Consider the following 20,482-nt stretch of genomic DNA (forward strand, 5'->3'; position numbering starts at 1 on the left):
CATAGCATCCTTTATGCGCGGATGCCCTCCGGCTGGCTTGGATCCGCATCCGGATGAAGCGCGGTCTGCGATTGGCGCAGCGTAATTGCGAAGATGTGCATGCCCGGGCTATAAGGGAGCTGCAGCGAAGACGTTTCCTTCCGGCCATCGAGCGCGTACGTCTGCATGAAGATACGTCCGGGCTGGTCGAGGACGAAGGTACGGATTTCGTTGCGCTCGGCGATCCGTCCTTCCCATGCGATCTGCTCGCCGAAGCGCGGCGCGCCCGTCCAGTCGGTGAACCGGAGCCGGAACACCTCCTTCGATCCATCCTTGTACACCGCCGTGCACGGCTCGATATAATTGCCCCATTCGCTGCAGCCGAGCAGCGCGATTTCATCGTAGCGGCCTTCCGGCAGGCGGATGATCTGACCGTGGCAGGAGATGTTGTCGCTCTGTCCGTCGATGAGGTCTGCGATGCCGAACGGGCGACGATCCACGCGGAAACCTTCGGCCGTGATCGCATCATCCGGCAGGAAATACGTCCCCATGCCGGTCAAGTTAGCCCGACCGCTGGCGAGACTGCCGAAGCCTTGGTCGTTCATGAATGCTTCCAGCGGTACGACCGCGTAGGCGTATTCACCCGCCCCATGCGGCTGCGTGCCGGCTTCCGCATCGCGCTGGCCATCCGTCTCCGCTTGCGCTTGAACGGCTTCGCGCGTCTCAGCGATACCGCGCAATTCGGCCGCAAGCTGCTCCTCGAACCCCGCGATTTCCTCCAGCTTGGCGGCCAGCCGCTCGCCGTGTCGGCCATCGGTCGGATTCACGCTGGCCCGCACGAGAATTTTGTTGATCGAACGCCACCGGTTGCTCGCTTCTTCCAATCCGTCGGCGATGATCTCAAGCCGCGGTACGCGATCCCTTGCCGACAATTCCCGCAGCAGGCCCGCGAACATCATCCGGCCGGTGCTCAGATCGAAGATGGTGCGGATGAGCGGCGCGTCGTGCCAGGTGCCCGAATCGCCCCATTCGACGGCCAAATCGAGACCGGCTCGAACAGCCTTCGCGAAGGCGCGCATTTGGCCAAACGGCGATTGCTCGCCCTCCGTGTGCGGCGCATGCGCCAGCACGACGGCGCGCCAATCCGCAAGCTCCGCCGCTTCGCGCGTTTTGCGCATGACCGCGTGGTTCAAATACGCCGCCCGCAAATCCGCCTTCGGCAGCGGCTGCGCGAACTTGCTGTACCAGCTGTCCGAGCAGAAGAACGTCTCGCCGTCGTCGCTTGCGCCGATGATCGTCGCCGCATGGATGCGCGTGTTGTCCGGGTTGCCGAAGCCGCCGTCCCATGGAATCGCGTTCGCCTTGACCGCGGCCAGTACAGGATTGCCTTGGCGGATCTGCTTCAATATGTCCGCGGCGGCAAGCTCGAAATCGGCGATTGTCCGATCCTCCAGCGCCAGCCCGTGATACCGTTCGAGCAGCAGCGGATCGAAGCGCTGCAGCTCGCTTAGGCACGCGCCAAGCCGCGGTGAAGCATTCGGCGTGTAGCCGAACGTCCATGTATCGGCGAACATGCCGGCTGAGCCCCGTCCGTGCCATTCGGCGACGGCGACGACCTCCATCTCGGTACAGTACAGGAACTCGATATACCGCGGCTGGACCGGCAGGAGCGGCGGAAGCTCCGTCGGCTGGGCCGGCGCGTCCGCGATCGGCTGCGCGTAGGCGCCCGCCTCCGCGATCCGGGTGTAGCGGAAAAGATGCTCGATATCGATCCGGTAGCCGCGTTCCGCAAGCTTCGCCGCGGCTTGGATCGCCTTCATCGAATCGCCGCCGAGCGCCATGAAATCGTCGTGAATGCCGATCCGCTCCATGCCCAGCAGCTCTGCCCATATATCGGCGAGCGCCCGCTCGGCATCCGTGCGCGGCTCCGCATAATCTGCCGCGGCAAGCGAGACCGCGGCGTTCAGCTCGGGGAGGGCGGCGCGATCGACCTTGCCGTTGGCCGTCAGCGGGATCCCCTCCACCGGCACGAAATACGAAGGCAGCATATAGGTAGGCAGCCATCTGGCCGCATAAGCACGAAGCTCGGCCGGTGATAGGCCGGACTCCGATACGTAGTAGGCGCAGATGCATTTTGCACCGTGCGGATCGGGCCGGTCGAGCACGACCGCCTCTCGGACGGCCGCATGCTTGATCAGCTGCGCGTGGATCTCGCCAAGCTCGATGCGATAGCCGCGAATTTTGACTTGGTGATCCACCCGGCCCATGAATTCGATGTTGCCGTCGTCCAGCCAGCGGGCCATGTCTCCCGTCCAATACAGCTTCCCGGGATGGAACGGGTTGTCGATGAACCGCTCCGCCGTCAGCTCCGGCTGGTCCATGTAGCCGGATGCGAGCACTTCGCCGCCGATATACAACGCGCCTTTGACGCCGATCGGACAAGGCATGAGCGCATCGTTCAGAATGTAATAGCGCGCGTTCTGGATCGGCTTCCCGTACGGGATGCTCGCCCAATGAGGCTGGACGTCGCCGACCGGATAATAGTTCGACCAGACCGTCGCCTCCGTCGCTCCGCCGAGGGCGATAACGCGCGCGGACGGTATGGCCTGCCGCAGCCGATCCGGCAGCGTGACAGGAATCCAGTCGCCGCTTAGGAAGACGAGCCGCAGACGCGAGCCGCGGGCTGCCTCGCCCATCGCCTCGAGCGCAGGCATCAGCTGTTGGAGCGCGGCCGGCGCGGAATCCCAGAACGTGACCGGCTCATCCCGCAAGATGGCGGCAAGCGCGTTCGGATTGCGAATTTCCGCCCTCGTGGCGATCCGCACAGACGCCCCGGCGGCCAGGAACCCGAATATATCGTAGACCGACAGATCGAAGCAGAGCGACGTCATAAACAGAACCCGATCCCGGCCGTCGACGCCGTACGTGTTGTTGACCCATTCGATCAGGTTGACGACCGGCCGGTGCTTCACCATGACGCCCTTCGGCGTCCCCGTCGATCCGGAGGTGAAGATGACGTAGGCAAGATGGTCCGCCTTCGACGGGCAGGCGGGATCGTTCGTTTCGTATCCGCCAAGATGCCACCCCGTCCATTCCCGTACGTTCGGCGCCGGCTGTACGACCATCAAGTCGGTTCTTTGCATGACAACATCCATCCGATACTGCAGCTCGTTCGGGAAGTCGTCCGTCCGGCGCTCGATTGCCGGCTCTACGATAAGTCCGCCTGCCGCGCTCGCCGCGTATTCGAAGAAGCTGCGGCTTGCGTAGAGCAATTTATCCATGTTGTACGTCGGCTCGTACGTCCCGTGATGCTCGCGCGCGAAATCCGCGAGCGACTGCCGGAAGGTCTCCTTACGGTCCTCGTCCGGCACGTCCGCGACGACGAGCAGCCCGCCAGGGGCCAACAGGCGCCGGCATTCCGCGATGACCGCCTCCAAATACCGGTACCCCGGGAAAAATTGCGCCGCGCTGGCGATGACGATCGCGTCGAAGCTCGCGTCCGCCAAACCTTGCGTCTCGTGCGCGAACCCTTCCAGTAGCGACACCGAAGGATAAGCCCCGCCTGCCAAGCGCTCGCGGTTGCGCTGCTGCGTCAGCGGCGAAGGATCCATGCCCACATAGGCGGCTACGCCGCCGGCCAGCTCGAACATGATGAGACCCGAGCCGCAGCCGATTTCGAGCACGCGGGACGATGCGTCCAGATGCGGCTTGATCAGCCCGGTCACGTGACGGACATAACGCTCGACCTCTTCCTCGCGGAACGCCTCGCCCGTATAGCTGCTGACGAAACCGCCCTCCTGGACCCGGTCTTCCGCGCTGCGGGCGATGTAATCCCACAACGCTTTCACCTGCTCGGCGTCGATTCGCTCGGGCTCCGCATGCGGCTGTTCTTCATCCAACAAAATCACGTCTCGCAGCTGCGGGAGCGTCCATTTGAACGGCTCGAACGGGCGGAATGCTTCAGTCTGCGTAACCAAATACGCAATGTTCGAGCGGCGCAGGATGCCTTCGATCCGCTCTCTCGGGAATTGCGGCTCGAACGGCACGTAAGCGCCGCCCGCCTTCGCGATGCCGAGCACGCCGACGATCATGTCGACGGAACGTTCGAGGATGACCGCGACCAGCGTCTCCGCTCCGACGCCTCTCGTCCGCAGCAGGCGAGCCAATTGGTTCGCCCGCTCGTTCACCTGCCTGTACGTCCACTCTCGGCCCTCGCATACGACCGCGACCGCTTCCGGCTCAAGCCGCACTCGCCGCTCGAACAAGCCCGCCAGCGTCTGCGCCCGGTCATAATCGGCTTCCGTCGCGTTGAACATCTCCACGATCCGTCTCGTCTCGGCTTCACTCATATAATCAAGCGAGCCGATCGCCTGCTCCGGATGATCGACGATGGCCTGCAGCAGGTTCGCATAATGAGCTGCCAGCCGTTCGGCCGTCTCGGGTTTGAACAACGACCGGCTGTACTCGAGCATACAGGCGAGGCGACCTTCCGTCGGCATCGCGGTTAAGGCCAGATCGAACTTCGCCACCGCGTGGGACAAGGGGTAATCCTCGGTCTCGAACCCGCTCCACGCCGGCAGCGGACTCTCCATGTTCTGCAGCGCGAACGCCGTGTCGAACAGGGGGTTGTGGCTGAAGTCGCGCGCCAGGCGAAGGCGGCCGACCAGCTCCTCGAACGGATAGTGCTGGTGCTCGTAGGCGCCGAGCGCCATCGCCTTCACTTCCTGCAAATAGTCGGCGAACGGCTTGCGCGCGGCCGGATAGCTGCGCATCGCCAGCGTATTGACGAACATGCCGATGACGCGCTGCGTATCGCCGCTCGTCCGTCCCGCGACCGGCGAGCCGACGACGACGTCTTCCGCTCCGCTATAGCGGGCAAGCAGCGCGGAGAACGCCGCCAGCATGACCATGTACAGCGTCGCCTGCCGCTCGGCCGCGAAGGTCGTAAGACGCGCGGTCAGCGCTTCCCCGATCTCGAACCGGATCAGATCGCCCTCGAACCGCTGCAGCGCCGGTCTGGCGTAATCGGTCGGCAAATCCAGCACCGGTAGCTCCCTCGCGAACGTCTCGAGCCAGAACCGCTCATGCGCCGCATACGCTTCGGTCTGCTCCTGCCGCTGCCGCCAGACGGCGTAATCCTTGTATTGGACGCGGAGCGGCTCGAGCGGCTCGCCCGCATAGATGCGTGTAAACTCCTCCACCAGCAGGTTGATCGATACGCCGTCCGCCACCATGTGATGCACGTCGATGAGCAGCAGATGGCGGTCGTTCGCAAGCTCGATGACGCCGACGCGCAGCAGCGGCGCGCGGCGCAGGTCGAACGGCCGGACGAACGCGAGGGCCCGCTCTCTAGCCTCCTCCTCGCTCGCCGCGGCATATTCAACGGCGAGCCTGGCCTCCGGCTGGATCCGCTGCACGAGTTCTCCCTGCACCGTATCGAAGCTCGTGCGCAGCGCCTCGTGCCGCCGGATCAGCTCGTCGAACGCGTATTCCAGCCGCTCCTTCTCAAGCGGCCCGTTGATGCGCAGCGCCATCGGGATGTTATAGCCGGCCGCGGCCCCGTCCAGATGGCTGAGCACGTACAGTCTTCGCTGCGCGGATGTGGACGGATAATAGTCAGCCGGCTCCGCGGCGGGTATAACGGCTCCTGTACTCCGAGCAGCCTTGCTAATGACATCCGCCATCTGCTCGAGCGTCGCATGGTCGAACACGTCGCGGAACGTCAGCGCAGCGCCCGTCTGCTCGTAGATGCGCTGCAGCAAAGCCGCCGCGCGCAACGAATGACCGCCGATCTCGAAGAAATGATCCGTCGCCGCAACGTTCGGCACGTGCAGAATGTCTTTCCAGATGTCCGCAAGCCGCGCTTGCTCGTCGTTCAATGGGGCGGATACCGGTTGCGATGACGCGGACGTCTCGATCGCCGGCAGCGCTTTGCGGTCCAGCTTGCCGTTCGGCGTGTGCGGCAGCCGCTCCAGCCGCATGAACCCGGACGGCACCATATACGAAGGCAGCCGTTCGCCTAGATGCGCTCGAAGCCGCGAGAGCGGAATGTCGGTCGCTGACGCATAGTATGCGTACAGCGAGTTCGTCCCTCCCTCTTCGGCGCGTGCGATTACAGCCGCTTCGCGCACCCCGTCCAACGCGAGAAGCTGGGCTTCGATGTCGCCCGGCTCCACCCGGTAGCCCCGTATTTTAACCTGCTGATCCAATCTGCCCAGACATTCGATCGTGCCGTCCGGCTTCCATCTCGCCAGATCGCCGGTGCGGTACATCCGCTCGCCGATCGCGAACGGATGCGGCACGAATTTGTCGGCCGTCAGGTCTTCCCGCCGCCAATAGCCTCGCGCCAGCCCGTCGCCGGCAATGCACAGCTCGCCAGCCGTCCACGTCGGCATCAGCTGCCCGGCCGGACCTACAATATAGATCTGCGTATTCGCGATCGGTCTTCCGATGCGGGTATCGTCATCGCCCTCCGTCTCATGCAAGGTGGACCATACGGTCGTCTCCGTCGGACCGTACATATTGAACACGCGGGCTTGCGTCGATCCGCGCAGCTCGGTCAGCAGCGGCGCGGGAAGCGCTTCGCCGCCGAGCAGGATGCAATCCAATCCCGCGACCGCCTCGCGCCCTCGGGGGTCCGCCAGCAGCAAACGCATGCGAGAAGGGGTCATTTGCGCCATGCGGACGTTCTGCGACGCGATCCACGATGCGAGCAAGCCGGGGTCGGCCTGCTGCTCCTTGTCCGCGATGGCGACCGTCATGCCGAGCGTCAGCGGCAGCAGCGTCTCCAGCACGAAGATATCGAACGAATAGGTCGTGACCGACAATATTGCGGAGCCCGGCTCGAACGGGATGCGCGCTTCCATGCCGACGAAGAAGTTATGCACGGCCCGATGCTCGATCATGACGCCCTTCGGCTTGCCCGTGGAGCCGGATGTGTAGATCACGTACGCAAGGTCGTCCGCGCCGGCACACGACTCGAGATTAGCGCCATCCGCCGCATACGCATCAAGATCATCCAAATGGATACAGGCGCCGCCGAAAGCGATAGTTGCGGCAAGCTCGCGATGCGCCACCAGCAGTCCCGCGCCGGAGTCCTCGATCATATGGCGGATGCGCGTCTCGGGAAATTCCGGATCGATCGGCACATAGGCGCCGCCTGACTTCAAGACGGCAAGCAGCCCGACTACGAGATCGAGTCCGCGCTCTGCCATGACCAAGACGAGCTTGCCGGGACCCGCACCCGCTTGGCGGAGCGTCCGGGCAAGGCGATTCGCCCGCTCGTTCAGCTCGCGGTACGTCGACCGCTCGCCGCCGAAGGCCGCCGCCGCCGCATCCGGCGTTCGCTCCGCCTGCCGCTCGAACAGCCGATGGATCGTTTGACTGCGCTCATAAGAGGTATCCGTGTCGTTCCAGCCGATGCGCATCAGCGCGACTTCCGCCGGCGGCATCGTTTCGATCGCGTCAAGCGCTTGGTCCGGGTTCCGGACGAGCGCGTCATACAAGTGACACAGATGGCCCAGCATCGTCGACAGCTGGTCCGTCTCATAGCGCGCTTCATTGTACGTCAGCAGCACCTGCAGGTCCGCGCCGCTGCGTTCGAAGCGGAAATGAAGGTCGCAGCCGAATTCGGCCGTGGCATCGGGCGGATGGAGCTCGCCTAGCGACGCGATCATGGGAATAACGGGCCGGCCGATCTGATCCACGCGGTACGCCAATCCTTCCGCCATCTCCCGGAATGGAATGCCGCGATGCGCCATGGCCTCGCCGACAGCCTGTTTCGTCGCATTCAGCAGCGTCCGGAGGGTGCTGGAACCGGTCGACATCGTCTTCACGAGCAGGATGCCGTTATCCGCACGCGCGCCGTCTTGCCCGGCGGTCGCGGGGACACCCAGTATAACGGTCTCGTCGTGCGTATATTTGTAGAACAAGCTTTGGAGGCCGGTCAGAAACAGCAGATAGAGCGCCGAAGGCGAGCCTTTGGCGATGGCCGTCAGCCGCTCTCCTGTCTCACGCGGAATCGTCTGGACAATCTGCGGCGCCTCCGGGTTGTCGAGATCCGCGCCATTCGCAAGATTTCCCGTCGGCTTGCCCCAAGGCAGCGCCGACAGCGTATCCGCCTCCGTAAACCTTCCGCTCCAATACGCGCGCTCTTTCTCGAATACCGTTCTCATGAACATCACACCCCGATTGATAGGAATTGTCTCAAGTAGCGCTAATCGTCGACCTCTTGAACTCGCGCTAGAAGGCAAAATCAAGCGACTCCCACGCGCGGCCAACATGGTCCGGCTCATTCCCGCCAAGCGGAATATCTTGCAGCGGCATATCCGGCGATTCGGCGACGGCGCCAAGCAAAGCGACATACCGGTCTTTCATCTTCTCGATCGTACCGTGCGCATACAGCGCGGCGGCATAGACGAACGCGCCTTTCCAGACGCCGTCCTCCTTATAGAAATCCAGCGTTACGTCGAATCTGGCGCCGCGCCGCGCAAGCTCGCAAGGCTTGAGCGTCAAGCCGTTCAAGGACGAGGCGAGCAGATCCGGGTCCTGCATGGCGAACATGACGTCGAAAATCGGGTGCCGTCCCGGTTCGCGGCGGACCGCTTGTCGTTCCGCGAGCAGCTCGAACGGATAATCCCCGTGCTCGAACGCCTCCAGCGTCCGGGCTCTCGTATCGTCCAGGAAACGCGCGAACGGGATTCCGCCGGATGGGCGGCAGCGCAGGGGGACCGTACCGACGAACATGCCAATCAGCGATGCGGCATCCGGATGCTCACGCCCGGATACCGGCGTACCGATGATGAGATCCTCTTGGCCCGTATATCGGCTGAGGAGCGAAGCGAACCCGGCGAGAAGAACCATATACAGCGTGCATCCGCGCTCGGCGGCAAGACTGCTCAGCTGATCTTCCAAATCTCGGCCCAATTCAAAGGCGACTGCGCCGCCATCGCGGCTGCGGGACGACTGGCGTTCGTAATCCTCCGGCAGCCGCAGCACCGGAAGCTCGCCGGCCAACGCCTCGCGCCAGTAGCGCTCGAGCAGCTCTCGCCGCGCGGCGAACCGCTTCTCCTGCCATGCCGCATAGTCGATGTATTGCATGCGCAGATGCGGAAGCTCACCGCCTTCGTAATGCAGGGCGAACTCGCGAACGAGATTCCCGATCGATAAGCCGTCCGATACGATATGGTGCATGTCGAAGAGCAAGAGATGACGCTCCGGCGCAAGCTGGACGATCCCGGCGCGCAGCAGGGGCGCGGCCGTCAGGTCGAAAGGTCTCACGAACCGGCTCACCCAGGCGTCGACGTCCATTTCGCCTTGCTCGGCTTCCAATCGCTCCAGCCGAAAATCGACCTCCGCCTGTACGCGCTGCGCCGGCACTCCCTCATGCATGACGAAGCTCGTTCGCAGCGTTTCGTGACGTCGGATGATCGCCGCAAGCGCCGCTTCCGCCCGCGCTGCGTCCAACTTCCCTTCCGCGAGAAGCGCGCTCGGCATATGACTCGCATACTCGGCGCCAGGCCGCTGGCTCTCGAGATAGATCCGCCGCTGCGCCGCCGATAGCGGGTGCAGGTCGCGTCGCGGAATGGTTGGGATCTGCTCCGGCCCTACGCGGCTTTCCTGCCGATCGATAACGGCGGCAAGCTCCCGGATCGTAGGCGATTCGAAAATTTGCCTGTACGCCAGATCGGCGCCGAATCGCTCGTGAATGGCGGCGAGCAGCTCTGCGGCCTTCAGCGAATGACCGCCAAGCTCGAAGAAGGACCGGCCGACGCCCGGGCTCGATACGCCGAGCATCGTCTCCCACATCGATGCCAGCGCGGCTTCGGTCTCCGTCGCTGGCGGAAGGTGCGACTGCTCATCGGCTTCCGCTTCCGCATCCGGCTCCGGCAGCGACTTGACGTCCACCTTGCCGTTCGGCGTCAGCGGCATGGCCGCGAGCGGCACGGCGAAGGCCGGTACCATGTACGCCGGCAGCTTCGCCGCCGCGTATGATTGGATCTCTGCTGGCTTAAGGACGGCATCGGCTTCCACCGCATAGTACGCGCACAGATACTCGCCCCACGCTTCGCTGCGCCGCACGATAACCGCGGCCTCGCGAACGCCCGGACAGGCGCGCAGCGCCTGTTCGATCTCGCCGAGCTCGATTCGGAAGCCGCGCAGCTTGATTTGATGATCGGCTCGGCCCAAGTATTCGATCTGGCCATTCGGGAGCCATCTGGCGAGATCGCCCGTCTTGTATACCCGTTCGCCTGCGCGGAACGGACTCGCGATGAACTTCTCGGCCGTCAGCTCCGGCTTCCCGTGGTAACCACGCGCGATGCCATCGCCGCCGATCCACAGCTCGCCCGGCACGCCGATCGGCTGAAGCTGCCCCGAGGCGTTCACGATATATGCCCGCATATTAGGCAGCGCCCGGCCGATCGGCACCGTTGCGTCGGCTGAAGATTCGTAATCGTGGCCTGAGTCGGCGCTATCGGCTTCTGCCTTCCACCATGTGGCGCAGATTGTCGTCTCCGTCGGCCCGTAGGCATTGACGTAAGCGGCGCGGCGCGTCCACTTGCGAACCTGCTCCGGCGAGGCGGCAGACCCTGCCGTCACGATAAGGCGAAGCGATGGCAGCCGCGAAGGCGTAAGGCCGATGGCGTAGGTAGGCGGCAGCGTGGCGACCGTGATGCCATGCTCGTTCAGGAAGCGCTCGAACCGAGAGAAGCTCGCGATCGTTTCTTTGGTCGCGATGTATAACGAGGCGCCCGTCAGCAGCGCCATGAACGTCTCCCAGACCGAAGCGTCGAACGAAGCACTCGCGAATTGGACAATGCGATCCTCGGGCCGGATGCCCAGGTCATGCTTGAAAAACTGCTCCAGGTTGAGCATGCCCAGGTGCGGAACCATGACGCCTTTCGGCGCGCCGGTCGACCCGGACGTGTAGATGATGTAGGCGAGATCCTGCGGTTGGCCGGCAGATACCGGGTTGCCCGGATCTGGCCGCGCCTCCAGGCCGCTTTCGCCGAAGACGTCCTCCGATGTCAACCGCTTGCCGGCCCAATCGACGCGCGCCCAATACCGCTCCTCCGCGATGAGCAGAACGGCCCCGCTGTCTTCCAGCATGTAGCGCATGCGCTCCTGCGGGTACTCCGGGTCGATCGAGACGTAGGCGGCGCCGGCTTTCAAGACAGCCAAGACGGTCGCGACCATCTCCCAAGAACGGTCCATCAGGATAGCGACGCGGCTGCCGGGCTGCACGTCCACGGCCGCAAATTGCAGGGTCAGCTTATTCGCGCACGCGTTCAGCTCCGCGTAGCGAACCTCGCGGCCGCCGCCGACGACGGCAATACGGTCCGGCGTTAACGCCGCCTGCCGTTCGAAGGCTTGCGAGAGGGTGAGCGTTCGGTCATACTCCGGCTCGGCCGGCTGGAAGCGCTGCAGCTCCAGCGCTTCCGCCTCGGTCAGCAGTTCAAGACTGGCGATCGGCAGCTCGGAATTAGCTGCCGCTTGCCGGATAATATGCGCCAAGTGCCCCGCCATGCGCTTGACCGTATCGGGGCGGAACAAGCTGGCGGCGTATTCCCAGCCCAGCAGAAGTCCCTCCTCGCGTTCCGCCGCATCGAGCGTTAGATCGAAGCGGGAGAAGCGCTGGGGCAGGTCGTGCGGTTCGGCGAGCAGGTTCCCTTCCAGAAGAGCGGCGCGCTGCCTGCGCTGCAGCACGAACATGACCGAGAAGAGCGGATGCCGGCTCGGATCGGACGGCAGATCCAGCTTGCGGACCAGTTCCTCGAACGGATAATCCTGATGCTCGAACGCTTCGATCGTATGCGCCTTAACGGCGGCGACGAATGCCTTGAACGACAGGTCTCCGCGCGGCCGGTTCCGAAGCGCGAGCGTGCCGGCGAACATGCCGACGACGCGCTCCGCGCCCGGAAGCGTCCGTCCGGCGGCAGGCGTGCCGACGACGATATCTTCTTGGCCCGCGTATTTGGCCAGCAGGACATTGAACGCGGCGAGCAGCACCATGAAGAGCGTCGCTCCATTCTCGGCGGCAAGTCCTCTCGCCAGCGCGACGAGCTCCGCATCCCACATCTCGTAGTGGCGCGCGCCTTCATAACGCTGGCGCGCCGGACGCGGGTCATCCGTCGGCAGCTGAAGCGCCGGCGGCTCCTCGGCGTAGACCGTCTCCGACCAGTAACGCTCCAGCTCCCGCTTCCGCGCGGACGTGAGCGACGCTTGCTCCCGTGCGGCGAATTCCTTCGCATGAAGCGTAAGCTCCGGCAATCGTCCGCCCGCATAGAGCGCAGCGAAATCTTCGATGATGACCTGCATCGAAGCGCCGTCGGCGATCAGATGGTGAAGATCGAACAGCAGCAGGTGTCGAGTCCCGCCGCTGCCTAAGCGCACCACGCCGGCTCTCGCTAGCGGCGCTTGCCCAAGATCGAAAGGACGGACGAATTCACTTACGATACTCGCGACGGCGTCTTCGTCCTCCGCGTCGTACAGCTCGATATCGAGCTGCACCTCCGGCAGCACCCGTTGGATTGGCGCGCCGTCCTTCCACTCGAAGACGGTACGCAGCGCTTCGTGCCGAGCGACGAGTCCTCTTAGCGCTTCGTCCAGACGCAGCAGATCGAGCGGCCCGGTCAGCTTCACGGCGCCGGGTACGTTATAGAGAGACTTCTCTCCCCCGGGCTGCTGCGCAATCATCATCAACCGCTTCTGCGCGGAAGCAACCGGGTAGAAGTCCGATCCTGCCGACGACGCGGGCTCGACGGTCAGCTCCGTCTCCGCCTCTTCATCTCGGCCGTCAAGCCGTCGGGCCAACTCTCGCACCGTCGGGAACTCGAACAGCTCCTTGAACGACACTTGGACGCCGAGCCGCTGGTAGATGCGGGACATATATGCCGCCGCATCCAGCGAGCTCGCCCCGAGCGCGAAGAAGTCGTCGGTCGCCCCGACGAACGAGCGGCCGAGCAGCTCCCGGCATAGTTCCGCGAGCGCCTCCTCCGTCTCCCCCGCGGGCGATGCGTGATCGTCGGCACGGGGGGCATCGCCGCCCCGCGCGCCAGGCGCCGAAGCCGATCGACGCGCCGCGGACAGCTCCAGCAGCGAGCGCTCCGAATAATGCCGCAGCGGCCAATAGTAGGCTTTGTGAAGCAATCCTGCGGCCTCGATACGCTCGGCATGCCATGGGCCGAGATCGCGGATGACCGGCGAATCGCTCTGCGCTGCGGCCGGATCCGGCAAGACCGCTGCCGACGAGCTCGCCAGGGACGCGGAAGCGTCGGATTGACTTTGCCGTCCTTGCGCATGCCGCTCCGTCCGATCCGAGTCGCCGCTTGCCGATAGCGAGGCGTCGGACAGCGCGATGAAATCCGGCGCGGCCGGAACATCGTCGATCGCGTACGCGAATGCCGTCATGCCGCCTTCCTCGCGGGCGCGCGTCCACCCCCCGCGCTCCAAGTAGGCCAGCATGGGCGCGTTCTTCGCGCTCCGGACAAACCACGCCTCAAGACGGCGAAGCCCCCGATCCGCCGCGTATTGCGCCACGCTCGCGATTGCCGCCTCCTCCGCGCGGCGGCCCAGCACCCGGCAGCTGAGCATGAACGCCTGGATGCGCAGCGTCTCGTCCCTCGACTCCGCGAACAGCGCGCCGACGAGCCCGTACTCGCCGAACCGGTCGCGCGCTTCGATCGCCCAGCCCGCGACGTTCGGCTCGCTCAGCCACCGCGCAAGCTCCGCTTCCGTGCGGCGGACCGGATTCAGGTTGAACTGATTCGTCCGCTGCGTCAGCTGCGCGATTCGGCCAAGCTGCTCCGGCACGACCGGGCTCACGCTCACCGCAAGTCCCAGGCTTCGCAGGAACTCATCCACCGAAGATGCCCGCTCCTTCTCTTCCTGCCTGCGCGACTCGGACTTATACAACCGCGTCCGCATCCGGTCCTCCTCGGACGACTTCCAGCGATCGAACGCCCAGACATGGCGCAGATAAGACGGAATGCGCGCCGGATCATCCGGCAGCCGGAGCGTCAGCACCTCCGGCAGTTCGCCCATCATGGCCGCGCACTCGACCGGACTGTCATCCAGGAAGATGAAGCTGTCGAGCCCGAGATTAAGCTGCTTGGCCAGCGCGCGCATATTGTCCGGTTTCGGCTGCCAGTTCACGGCTGCATGCACGATATGCTCCCTCCGCAGCAGCATATCCGGATGACGGTCGAACACCTCCCAGACGTCAGCCTCGTTGTTCTTGCTGCACAGCGCGATAAGCACGCCGGCGTCATGAAGCGCAAGCGCCTGAAGCTGCACCGCCTGGTAAGGCGCCGAGATCTCCACGCCGAGCGCGCCGTCCTCGCCGACCACGCCTTTCCACAGCGTATTGTCGCAGTCGAGCGCAAGCACCTTGAACGGCGGGCGACGCCAAGCGACGATACGGCGTGCTACGGACGCGCCGATCGCCGCTTCGAACGCTTCGGTGAACGGCATATGCGCGGCCGCTTCCTTCACCGCGTCGAACGGCTCCGCGATGCCATAATCCTCGGCCGCCCGCGCGCAGTCGACGACGAAAGCATGCTCCATCGCCTCGACTTCGCGCAGAAGCCGTGCTTGCGCCCCCCGAATGGCGACGGCCAGCTCGCCCGGGATGCCCAAGTGCGGCGTAACCGGGAATACGACCACGCCGATCGGCACCCGCTTCGGCGCCCGACCGATCGCTTCGAGCAGTTCGCTATACAGCGCATGCAGCTTCGGTATGCCCGCCGCCGCGCTCAGCCGGTCTTCGCCAAGCCAGTCCTCGAACCGGACGAAGATCACATTCGCTCCATCGTTGACGGCAAGCTCGCTCCCCCCGTCCAGCAGCTGCTGGAACACCTGATTGTAAGGCGCATAGTCCGCGCGAAGCGGAATGCCGAAGCGCTCCGTCCACGCCTCGATATGCTCGCCGATTCCATCGGCCGTGAAGGTCGCGCTGATGAGCAGACGCAGAGGCTTCGACGCTAGCGCAGACACGATCCCTTCGGTCGCCGCGTCGTTATTGCCGCGCTTGGCGCGCATCGTCTCCTCTTCCTCCCGGGACCAGAGCGTAAATTCGGTCAACGGCAATGCGAGCAGCGCGTCCCGTTCCTCCGCCAGACGCCCGAGCAGCGCGGTCCAATGTGAGCCGAAGCGCTCCATCGTGCCGCGTTCGAACAGTTCCGTGCTGTAGTTTAGCGCGAACGCGATCGAGCCGTTCGGCTGCGGAAAGGCATCCAGCTTCATGTCCAGCGGCGCTGCGTCCTGCGGCAGCGGATGATCCGTGAAGCGCAGCCCGGCAGCTTCGAGACCGCCGGCCTGCAGCGCGTTTAACCCGCTTTCGTTATGAAAAATAAACATGGCATCGTAGAACGGATTGCGCGAAGCGTCCGTCTTCCCGGCCAACTGCCGAACCATCGCGTCGTACGGGTATTCGTGCGCAAGCGCCTCCCGAAGCGACCGGTTCGCCGCCCGCAAGAAAGCGGCCAGCGTCGCGGCGTCTTCCGCGTGAATGCGTACCGGCAAATAATGAATGAACATGCCGACAAGCCCTTCGAGCTCCGGCAGCGGCCGACCGGCCGCGACCGTGCCGATCATCGCCTCCGTCTGGCCCGCGTATCGGCTCGCGAGCAGCGAGAAGAGACCGAACAGCAGCGCATTGAGCGTCAGCTGCTGCTCGCCGGCCAGCCCCGTGAGCGTCTTCGTCAACGCAGCAGGTATGGCGAAGCGAATCGTATCGCCCGCGTACGCGCGCGTGACGGCATGCCGATTGCGGTCGAGCGGCAGCCGAAGCAAGGGCAAAGGTTCCGCCAGGCTCGCCCGCCAATAGTCCGCCCGCCGCTTCGCCTCCTCACCGGCCAGCCAGCCCTGATACCAAACGGCAAAGTCGGTATAACGGATCGAAAGCGGACGAGCCTCAAGCTCCTCGCCGTGATACAGTCGCAGCAAATCGTTCATGACGATGCCGATCGAAGCGCCGTCGCCGATCAGGTGGTGCAGATCGAGAAACAGCAGCTGCTCCTCGTCTGGAAGCTGAATGAATCCCACCCGCAGCAGGGGCGCGCGGGCGATGTCGAAGGGCCGGATCCAGCCCTTCGCGATGCCGCTCGCTTCGTCCGCGCTGCCCGCCTGTGCGATCAGCAGGTCCGCTTCCGCTTCTTCCTGCACGATTTGGACCGGCTCCCCGTCCTGCCAATCGAACCGGGTGCGGAAGGCTTCATGCCGGCGCACGAGAAGATGGGTCGCCTTCAGCAGCCGCTCAGGATCGAGTCCGCCTTGGATGAGGAACGCAAGCGGCATATTATAGCCGGTGCCGGATGCGCCCCGCTGCTCCTGCACGAACACCCTTCGCTGCGAAGGGGTCAGCGGATAGTAGAGCCGCTTGGCTTGCGGCGGTATGGTCACGACGGCGTGGGCATGGATCGACGTGCCGCCATCTTGACGAGAAGCCATGCCGGTCTGATTCCTGTCAGCCGCAATTTTGGGCAGACCGGCCCCGCGGCTTTCCGCGTACCTAGCCAATTCGGCTATCGTGTCGTACTGCATTAGATGCGCGGCCTCGAGCATGGACATGCCGTGCTCCTGTCGCAGCCGATTGACGATTTTGATCGCCAGAATCGAATCTCCGCCCAACGCGAAGTAGCTTTCCTGCACATCGATCGTCTCTAGACCAAGCGTCTCCGCCCAGACGGCCGCGATGATGCGTTCGGTCTGCGTATATCGATCTTCCGCTCCGCCCGCCAACGCGAACGACCCAGCCGATGCCGCAGGGGCCAGATCCAGCCAACAGCGCGTGCGCTCGAACGAATAGGCCGGCAGGTGCACCCGGTTCCGCTTAACGTCCGTGTGCAGACGCTTCCAATCGATTCGCATCCCTTCCGCATATAGCGCCGCCAATTCATCCGGCAGCATCCCGTCCGACAGCCGGATCTCTCCCTCCTCCGCCTCCGAAGCGCCATAATAGATGCCTGCCGACGCATCCGTACGCAGCCCTGCCAGGAGCAAGCGGCGAAGCTTAACCAGCAGCGCTTCTACCGAGTCGCATACGACCGCCAGACGGCACCGGTAATGCCAGCGTCCGGTCTGCGCCGTATAGGCCGCATCCGCGATCGACACCTTCGTCAGCCGCTCCGCCTGGTTCAAGTAGGCGCCGATCAGTCCCGTAAGCGCCGCCTCGCTCTTGGCCGAGAGCGGAAAGACGAAGCGTTCTCCCTCGCGAGCCTCCAAGCTCGCCGACGCCTCAGATGGAAGCTTGCTGGCCCGCTGGTCAGCCGATGCCGGCGCCTCCTCCAGCACGACGTGGCAGTTCGTGCCGCTCATCCCGAACGCGCTGACGCCGCAGCGGCGCGGCCCGCCGTCCGTCTCCCAATCCGCGAGCTCCGCATTCACATATAACGGCGAATCGGCGAAAGGAATTTGCTTATTCGGCGTGACGAAATGAAGCGAAGCGGGAATTTGACGATGGCGCAGCGCGAGCACCGCCTTGAGCACACCCGCGATGCCCGCAGCGTGGTCCAGATGGCCGATGTTCGTCTTCAGCGAACCGACAGCCACGAACTGCTTCCGGTCGGTGTACCGGGCGAAGGCCCGGCTAATGCCCTCGATCTCGATCGGATCGCCGAGCTTGGTGCCCGTGCCGTGGGCTTCGATGTAAGAGATCGTCAGCGGGTCGACATCCGCGTCCACCCATGCTCTAACAATGACGTCCTCCTGCGCCCGGACGTTCGGCGCGGTCAAGCCGACCGAGCTGCCGTCCTGATTAACGGCGCTGCCTTTGATCACCGCGTACACGGCGTCGCCATCGGCAAGCGCGCGGGCAAGCGGCTTCAGCATTATCGCCACGACGCCTTCGCCCGCGCCGGTGCCGTCCGCGCGGTCGTCGAACGTCCGCGCCCGCCAATCGGACGCCTCGATGCCGATCTTGATCTCATGGGCGAAGGGCAGCAGCGCGATCTTCACGCTGCCGGCGATCGCCATGTCGCACTCGCCGCCGCGCAGCGCCTGACAGGCGGCATGGAGCGCGACAAGCGAGGAGGAGCAAGCGGTATCGATGCAGACGGCCGGCCCCTTTAGATTGAGCAGGTACGATAGCCGCCCCGCGATGACCGACGAGAGATTGCCGGGCACCGCCAGCGACAGCAGCTCGGGATCGACGTCGGCGATGAGGCTTTTGTAATCGTGCATCGTGTCGTTGTTGAAGCCGACGTACACCCCGGTGCGGCTGCCATCCAGCAGTCCGCCGCCGTAGCCCGCGTCCTCGATCACGCGCCACGCTTGTTCCAGGAAGTGCCGCTGGTTCGGCGTCATCAGACTCGCTTCCTTCGGCGACAGGCGAAAGAAGGCATGGTCGAATTTATCGATCTCGCCCAGGAACGCGCCGTCATAATACGCGACCTGTTCTTCCGACAAGCCTATGCGTCTTAGGTATGCCTCCGCATCTCGTCTCCGCGATGCCGGGAAGGGGGCGATGCAATCTTTGCCCTCCCGCAGCCGTTCCCAGAACTGCTCCACGTCCTCGGCTTCCGGCAGACGCGCGGAGATGCCGATAATCGCGATGTCCTTGAGCGACACCTCCTCGATTCGGGCGGCTTCGTTCTGTTCGCGATCCCATGACAACATATCCAGATCGAGCATCGGTCAGCCCCCCATTTCCATCGATACCGCCGCTTTCTGCTCTGCCGTTCTCCCGCGGCTCGTCTTGGCGTCGTTCAGCGCCGCGCCCGTGCCGCGCTCCCGATGCCGGTACAAATACGCCACCAGCCCGATAATCGCGACCGAGCTGACGACAAGAAGGACGATCAGCAGCGTGCCGTACGGAATATCCAGTTTGCGGAACCAATAATACGTGAAGAACAGCAGGAACTCGTTGATGATCGGCGCCCAAATCGAGCGGTACCACTCGAACATCGCGCTGAAGATGAGCGCGCCGGCCAGCGCGTAGACGGTCATCGGGATGTCCCAGTTGAAAAACAACCCGCCGTAGATGACGCCGCACATGAGAATCGACAGCGTCATGTTCATCTCCGTGCGCAGCACGTTGTACACGAGGGCGCGGAAGAACACTTCTTTGTACACGGAGTGGATAAGCAGGAAGATGACGAGAATGACGAACGTCGCGGTCGTCAAATACGAGAACAGCCCCTCGAACTGCGGGAATGCCTCGGCAATGTACGGAATTTTGAAGAAACTTTGCACCCAAACGCCCATCGCGATACCGAGCAGGCCGATCAGCACGCCGGATTTGACGGAAATCGCGCTGAAGTTGCTGACCTTAATTAAGCTTTCTTTATGCAAGGCACGCATGACCGCATAGTAGACGGCGAGTGCGATCAGATCGTAGATGACGAAGCCAAGCACGTTGTTCGCCCGCAGGAACGGTTCGATCGACTTCATGGCCAGCAGCTGGTTGTTCCAGAGCAGCAGCGAAGGGATGTAGATGATGAAGTAAAGGAACACCCATAGGACGAGATTGCCGACCATGACGTTGTAGCGCATCGTGCCATGCCCTCTCCAGATGACGTATACCGTATACACCATGAAGAACAGGCTGAGCAGCGCGCTGAAGAACAGCGTGGCGTCGCGGAAGTCCCCGAACACCTCATGCAGCCCGAACTGCTTCGTCGTGAAAATAAACGCGTTCATGACCGCGGACACCCAAATCGTCGACCAGATCGACCCGGTCCGCAGGTAGACGAAGCTGTAGATGATGGCCAGGAAAAAGGCGATCAGCTGCACCGACGGATTCGGCTGCGCGTACGCGTAAAGCGCCGCCTGCACGAGGAACGTCGCCCAAATCGGCACCGTCCGCCGCAGCAGATTGAAGATCACGCCGCGGAAGAGCACCTCCTCGAACAGCGGGCCGATGACGACGAGCGCGATCAGCGTCAGCACGAAACTGTCCGAACGCATGAACAGCGTTACGTATTCCTCGAAGCCCGGGAAAGCCGAGGCGACGAACGACAGCTTCAGAATGGACAAATAGAAAATGCCGATCGCCAGACCCAGAATCGTCAGCGCGATCCAATTCTCCCGTGACAGATTAGCGAACCGGCTCATCGCGATCACGTTATCGGTTCGGCCATCCTTGCGGACCGCCTTCTTGATGCCGATAAAACCGAGCAGCAGCGCCGCCGTGATCGCGAAGTTGATCGTGATCCAGACCGGGACGTTGCGCCACAGGACGTCGTTATAGGCCGGGAACATCGGGACGATGACCAGGTTGTGAATGAGCGAGACCGCCGTATACACACCGAAATAAACAAGCAGATTGCCGAATAGCTGGACATATTTTTTCACGTGCGTCCGCTCCTTTGGTAGGAGGACGTGCGTCCGGCCGCGGATGAGCCGCGATCCGGACTCCCCCTCTAAGTCAATGCTGTCAGGCTAAAAAGGGCTTCCCCCCTTTAACCCCACTTTTGTTGCTCCCTCCCCCTTCCCCCTCCGCTGAGGGGAACCAAGCATATGCTTCCGAAGTGCGCTTTCCGTTGGAAAACGCTCAGACTTCGCC

Annotated in this window: 3 protein-coding genes; all 3 read right to left on the bottom strand. The window is 63.7% G+C overall.

Annotated features, from left to right (window positions below; all coding sequences use genetic code 11):
- Nucleotides 1–11 precede the first annotated feature (11 nt).
- The gene (locus tag ACFSKT_RS19745; protein ID WP_377718494.1) at nt 12–8,153 is read right to left on the bottom strand and encodes an amino acid adenylation domain-containing protein; all 8,142 of its coding nucleotides are present in this window, start codon (nt 8,151–8,153) and stop codon (nt 12–14) included.
- 67 nt (nt 8,154–8,220) lie between these two features.
- A complete protein-coding gene (locus ACFSKT_RS19750; protein WP_377718493.1) occupies nt 8,221–18,609 on the bottom strand; it encodes an amino acid adenylation domain-containing protein in 10,389 nt (3,462 codons plus the stop codon).
- A gap of 3 nt (nt 18,610–18,612) precedes the next feature.
- A complete protein-coding gene (locus ACFSKT_RS19755) occupies nt 18,613–20,271 on the bottom strand; it encodes a type II CAAX endopeptidase family protein (RefSeq protein WP_377718492.1) in 1,659 nt (552 codons plus the stop codon).
- Nucleotides 20,272–20,482: the final 211 nt, after the last annotated feature.

Origin of the sequence: Paenibacillus xanthanilyticus, from assembly GCF_042682185.1 — a bacterium.
GTDB classification, from domain to species: domain Bacteria; phylum Bacillota; class Bacilli; order Paenibacillales; family Paenibacillaceae; genus Paenibacillus_Z; species Paenibacillus_Z xanthanilyticus.

Coding starts and splice junctions, on each gene's coding strand:
- ACFSKT_RS19745 (WP_377718494.1), bottom strand. CDS start 8,153: ATGAGAACGGTATTCGAGAAAGAGCGCGCGTATTGGAGCGGAAGGTTT.
- ACFSKT_RS19750 (WP_377718493.1), bottom strand. CDS start 18,609: ATGCTCGATCTGGATATGTTGTCATGGGATCGCGAACAGAACGAAGCC.